Here is a 6,561-nt window from a genome sequence, read left to right as displayed (position 1 = left end):
TTTTGTAAGTTATTTTATTCTACAGCTAAAATTTTTGCATTTGCTCTTTCAAATATGGCATCTGCCATTTTTTGTGCTTTTTCTGCTGTATCAGCATTTGAATAAATGTATAATTTAATCTTTGGTTCTGTACCAGAAGGTCTTAAGATATACCATGATCCATCTTCAAGTTTGTAACCAAGACAATTTTGTTTTTCTAATCCTGTTTCATCGTTTAGATAGTCTGTTATGCTTTCTAATTTTATTCCATTGATTTCTTCAATAGGATTTACTCTAAATTCTTCCATAATTCTAGCTATTAATTTTTGACCATCTAATCCTTCTAAAACAACTGAATTTAAGTTTTGTGCATGGTAACCGAATTCTTCATAGATTTCTTTTTGAACATCTAATAATGTCTTACCTTGAGACTTATAATATGCAGCCATTTCAATAACCATCATTGATGAAGAAATAGCATCCTTATCTCTTACATTGTCACCATATGAATATCCAATAGCATCTTCAAAACCAAAGATATATTGGTATTCACCTGTTTTATCCCATTCATTAGCCTTAGCATAAATGTTTTTGAATCCTGTTAAAACATTGAAATGAGCTACCCCAAATTTATCAGCAATTTTTTCTGGTAAATCAGTTGAAACTATTGATTTTACAATTGCTCCATTTTCAGGTAATTCACCTCTTTCTGATAGCCTACTTAAAATATAGTAGGTTAATAGGGATCCAGTTTCATTACCAGATAAGAAGGTATATTCACCTTTATCATTTTTAACTTCTACAGCTACTCTATCAGCATCAGGGTCTGTAGCTATTAAGATATCAGCATCAACCTTATTTCCTAATTCTATAGCATATTTAAATGCCTTTGGATCTTCTGGGTTTGGGTAACCAACTGTTGTAAAGTCAGGATCTGGATTTTCTTGCTCTTTAACTATATGGATATTTTTAAATCCTCTTTCATCCAAGATTCTTCTAACTAATTTGTTACCACATCCATTTAATGGTGAGTAAACAACATTAATATCCTTATCAATGTTTTCATCTTCGATTGTTAGATCTAATACATCTTGCATATATTTATCAACTATTGAATAGTCTAAGATTGTGATAAGCCCTTCTTCAACAGCCTTATCAAAGTCCATTGATTTAACATTGCTTACATCGCCAACCTTACTTATATTTTCGAGTATTTCGTTAGCAATGTCATCTAAAATTTGCGCTCCTTCATCCCAGTATGCCTTATAACCATTATATTCTCTAGGGTTGTGTGAAGCTGTTATCATAACACCTGATATAGTACCTAAATGACGGATAGTATATGATAGCACAGGTGTAGGTGTGATTTGGTCGTAGGTATAAACTTTTATGCCATTTGCTGCTAGAACTTCAGCAGTGATTTTTGCAAATTCATCTGATTTATGTCTTACGTCATAAGAAATAGCTACACCTTTTTCCATAGCTTCTTTACCATGGTCGATAATTGTTTGGGCTAATCCTTGGGTAGCTAAAGCTACAGTATACCTGTTCATTCTATTTGTACCAGCGCCAATTTTACCTCTTAATCCTGCTGTACCAAATTTTAAATCTTGATAAAATCTATCTTGAATTTCTTCTTTATTTGATTCTAAAGATTTTAATTCTTCTTTGGTTTCGGCATCGATAAAATCACTATCTAACCATTCTTGATATTTTTTCATGTAATCCATTCTAACCTCCTAGAATTTATATACGTTGACGGAATACTCATCTAATTTTATATCTGTAACCTTACTATCTACAAAACCATTTGAGAAAATATGTTGTATTTCTTCTTGGTCAGTAAATAAGCTTTTATCTATTTCTTCCTTAAAGTCTGAAACATTATGGAAAATAGCATAGTTACTATCATCTGATTTTATTATATATCCAATTAAATAATTCTGCAAACCATCTATAAAACTTAGTTTTTCAAGAACTTCATCATTTGTCTTCATATTGAATATTCCTAGATCTTTTCTCAGTTTTATTAAATCTTTAACAGCTTCAAATAAATCATGATTTTTCTCTTTCAATGTCCAATCTATACCATTTATATCTGCTGGTGCATTATAAGAGTTGTGGTTCATTTTTTTAGTTCTCATAAATGAGTTTCCTGCTACAAGAAATGGCAATCCTTGACTAGTTAATAATATAGCATGGCCCATATAGGTTATATCTTTTAACTTATCTTCTGAAACTCCCGATTTTATCAACTTATCATTAAAGATAAGATTATCGTGGGCGTTAAAATAGTTTATAGACTCTAAAGGATGAGCATAGGCTGTTTCATTGTCATATATATTGGCATATCCGGCAATACCTTCTTGAATAGCACCCTTTAGATAATATTCACCTTGCAAGTAGCCTCTTTCACTTCCATCAGTGTCCCCTTTCAAGTTATCTCTTATATGAGGGTTAAAGATTGCAAAGTTTTTATTTTTTTGCATACCAATATTAATTTGCTTGTCATATGGAAGAGGACTTGGTAAGGCCATCCATGGTTCTCCATATATCAATATATTTGGATTAATTTTTCTTAATTCTTCTATAGCCATCATAATTGTATCTATGTCTGTAAGGGCCATTAGGTCGAATCTAAAGCCATCTAGCTTGTATTCTTTAGCTAAATATACAAGAGAGTCTATTATAAATTTTCTAACCATTGGTCTTTCTGATGCTATTTCATTACCACAACCTGACCCATTTGAAAACTCATTTTCTCCATTAGTTCTATAGTAATAATAAGGTTCCAATACTTGGAAAATTGAGTCAGCTGTTCTAAAGGTATGATTGTAAACTACGTCTAATACAACTGATAAACCGTTTTCATGGTAATTTTTTATTAGAGTTTTAAATTCTCTAATTCTTGAATAAGGGTCATTTGGATTTGTTGAAAATGATCCTTCAATATTGTTGTATAACTCTTGGTCATAGCCCCAGTTATAATTTTCTGGATACTTAGCAAGTGGTTTATTTTCATCTACAGTTAAATAGTCTGTGATTGGTAAAAGATGGACATGAGTCACTCCTATTTCAGCAAAGTGGTCCATTCCTGTTGTCAGCCCATTATAATTTGTTCCTTTTTGAGCTGCACCTAAAAATAAACCTCTGTGGTCTGCACCAGAGCTTGGATCTATTGTTATATCAGCTAAATGAGTTTCAACTATAATAGCCTTATCCTTATCATTGTTTGGTATTTCATGGTCTAAGTAGCCTTCAGGATTTGTCTTTGCTAGGTCTATAATAGCTGTTCTTTTACTATTTGCAGAAGATGCAAAACTATAAGGGTCTGCAACTTCTTGATCTTTAACTAAATAAGTGTAGAATTTACCTTCATAGTCACCATCAAGCTTTAATTCAAAACAACCATCTTCGTCCTTGGTCATATGGTAGGTTTTTCTATCTTGTTCATCATAATTTTCGTAAAGGCACAAAAATATTTCTTCTTGAGACGGCGCCCATACTCTAAAAATTGAATATTCCTTGGCATAGGTAAGTCCTAAATCTTTATCAGTATATAAGTTACTTATCATTAATTATTTCTCCGTTAATTCTATATATTTTTTTACACTACTATCTTCTCTTATAATTTTACTTGCATTAGAATAAAGGTCCTTATACCAATTTTCATCATAACTATAAGATCTAACAGCATTTTCCAATTCATTGGTAAAATCCAATAGGTCTTTTATTATAAAGTTCCTGTCGTTATAATGCAAGATTAATTCCTTAATTTTATTTATATCATAAGGGAATTCATCCTTAGTTAAGTTTTTATAAAAGTTAAACATATCTTTTATTTCTAGATTATTATCCAAGTATTCTTGAACATTGTATGAATAATTGTTCATTAATTCACTGGCCTTATCACCAAATTTAAACATAGTTATACCATAATCAGTAAAGGATGTGTTTTCATAGTTTCCCCTACTTGTTAATATGGCAGATGCACTAGCTATAGACTTGTAAATTGAAACCTTGTCTGATTCCATATTTAACTGCTCTAAGTTTAAATATATGTCACTTGCAGGTATTGCTATATCAGTCTTAGATAAGTTGTAATTCTCAATAAAAACTATCTTAATCTTATCTTTTATAAATAAATCATTATTAACAGTTTTAGCTAAGGCATTTATAAATTTAATCATCTCCTTAGCCAAATAATAGTTGGGATATGATTTACCAGCAAAGAAATATGTTCTTTCTGGTACATCCTTGTTTGGATTTTTCTTCATCCTATAATAACTTAAAGCTACAGATAAGACGGAAAGTATTTGTCTTTTATATTCATGGAAATTCCCTAAGTGCATCACAAAGCAGGACTTGCAATTATATAAATTCAAATCTAGACCTAATTCATTTAAAAGATACTTTTTATTAGATAACTTAATATCTTTCAATTCTTTCACATCTAGGTTGGTAATTGCTAAAACCTGGTCTTGTCTTTTTACTTGTCTTTCCTTGTAATATTGGTCAGTATCAAAAGAAAAATTAATAAAATCAATCTTTGCTTGGTAAGCATTATATTGAGATGAAAGATATTTATCTTCTAATAAATTTTTATGGTTCTTCTCTAATGAAATAATATTTTTACATACATAGTACAGAACATTTATAGAGTTTAATTTTCCTTCTCTGATTATAAGTAGTGGTTCAGGATTTTCAATCGCTTTATTCGAAAGTTCTAATTTTAAATGTTTATCTAGTTCATAAATTATAGTTAGCAAGTTTGGACAAACATCATCTATTAGTGACAAATCCCATGTTTCCATAGTTTCTGGTAGGATTGATAGCTGCATAAAGATAAAGACTTCTTTTGCTAAAGCTAAAGCGTCTTCAAACTTATATTCATATTTTTTCATTATCAATTCAATAAATACCAAGATGGATAAACTTGGGTGGACATCATTGATTTGGATTGTAATATAGTCTGCTAATTTTGATATATCTTTACCAATATATTTTTTATATTTCTTTAGAATGTCTTGTATACTTGCACTAGCAAAGAAATATTCTTGCTCTAATCTAAGCTTCTTACCTTCATAATTGTCTTCGCTTGGATATAAAAATTCTACAATAGAGTTTGCCCTATTAATTTTTTCATAGGATTCTTGAATTTGCCCCTTTGAAAACTTTTCAAAGTCCAAATCTTCTACAGAATAAGACTTCCATAATCTTAAAGTAGATACATTCTTTGAATCACTTGATAAAATTGGGATATCGTATGGTATAGCCTTTACTGTATCATCTTTTAAATCAACCAAATGGTTAAAGCCTTTTTCATGCTCCCAAGGGTTTTTATTTACCCTCCAATCATCAGGTTTTTCAACTTGTTCCCCATCGATTATTTCTTGTTTAAGCATACCATTTCTATATCGCAATCCATAAGCATAAATATTGTTATGATATTTAGATAAATACTCTAACAAATAACCTGAAACAGAGCCCAAGTCACCATAGCCTAAAGCAAACTCTATGTCCCATTCAAGTATATCTTTAATATCAATAGAATAGTCTGCTAGAATTTCTTTAGCAGTATCATATAAGTCTAATTTTACTAAATTTTTTAGTAAGTTATCTCCTAAAGTATATTCAAAAGATAGTATATAAAGTCTTCTTGAATCTAAGTTGTCATATAGAGAATGAAACCATTTTTCCCCTACTAATTGCCTTACACTATTTGCTAAAGCAGTATAAATTTCTGGATCCCTAGCATAGGTAAAATCTTTAGCGAACAATTCGAATAGATTATTTTTAATACTTGCATGTAAAGTCTTTTTATCAATCATTATAAACTCCTATAAAGTTGTATATATTCCTTAGATGAATTTTTCCAATCATATTTAGAATTCAAGGCATTTTTTATTAATCCAATAAATTCTTCCTTATTTTTATATGTTTCTATAGCTCTTTTTGTTGTTTCTAATAAGACTTCTGGCTTTTTATCATAAAAGGAGAATCCATTTCCCTCTCCTGTATACTTGTTATAAGCGTGAACAGTGTCTTCTAGACCTCCCGTTTCTGTAACTATAGGTATAGCCCCATACCTCATAGCTATCAATTGTGAAATCCCACAAGGTTCAGTAATGGATGGCATCATATAAAAATCAGATCCGGCATAAATTGAATTAGCTTCTTTGTCTGAAAAATAGAGTCTTGCTGCTACTTTTTTAGGATACTTATTTTGATAGTCTCTTAATATGTTTTCATAATTAGCTTCACCAGTTCCTAGCAATATAAATTGCACATCCTCTTGCATAAGCTGGTCGAAAGCTTCAAATAAAAGATCCATCCCCTTCATATGAGCTAGCCTTGTAACCATACCTATCAAAGGAATATCTTTATTAACTTCTAAATTATAAAGTTCTTGTAGGTAAGTTTTATTAGCAAGTTTTTTATCAATAGAATCCACATCATAATTGCTTTCAATACGCATATCAGTTTTCGGATTATACTTTTCATAATCAATACCGTTTATAATCCCAGATAACTTGTCTTTATGAGTATTTATCACTTCTTCAAGACCATAGGCATATTCTT

4 protein-coding genes are annotated in these 6,561 nt (G+C 30.3%); all 4 read right to left on the bottom strand.

Annotated features, from left to right (window positions below; genetic code table 11):
- Positions 1–14: 14 nt before the first annotated feature.
- Positions 15–1,709: a phospho-sugar mutase gene (locus Q0U66_RS05005; RefSeq protein ID WP_297378170.1), complete on the bottom strand. Its 1,695-nt coding sequence runs from the start codon at positions 1,707–1,709 to the stop codon at positions 15–17.
- Positions 1,710–1,718: 9 nt separating this feature from the next.
- Entirely contained in the window at positions 1,719–3,554 is a 1,836-nt protein-coding gene (gene pulA, locus Q0U66_RS05000; RefSeq protein WP_297378166.1) for a type I pullulanase, read from the bottom strand.
- A 3-nt stretch (positions 3,555–3,557) separates the two neighbouring features.
- Positions 3,558–5,810: a glycogen/starch/alpha-glucan phosphorylase gene (locus tag Q0U66_RS04995; protein WP_297378163.1), complete on the bottom strand. Its 2,253-nt coding sequence runs from the start codon at positions 5,808–5,810 to the stop codon at positions 3,558–3,560.
- On the bottom strand, positions 5,810–6,561 hold a 752-nt coding region (locus Q0U66_RS04990), incomplete at its 5' end, for a glycogen synthase (protein WP_297378160.1). The genes Q0U66_RS04995 and Q0U66_RS04990, both read right to left, overlap by 1 nt.

The organism is uncultured Helcococcus sp., from assembly GCF_946998255.1.
Lineage (GTDB): Bacteria > Bacillota > Clostridia > Tissierellales > Peptoniphilaceae > Helcococcus.
This window is presented reverse-complemented; position numbering and strand designations above follow the sequence as displayed.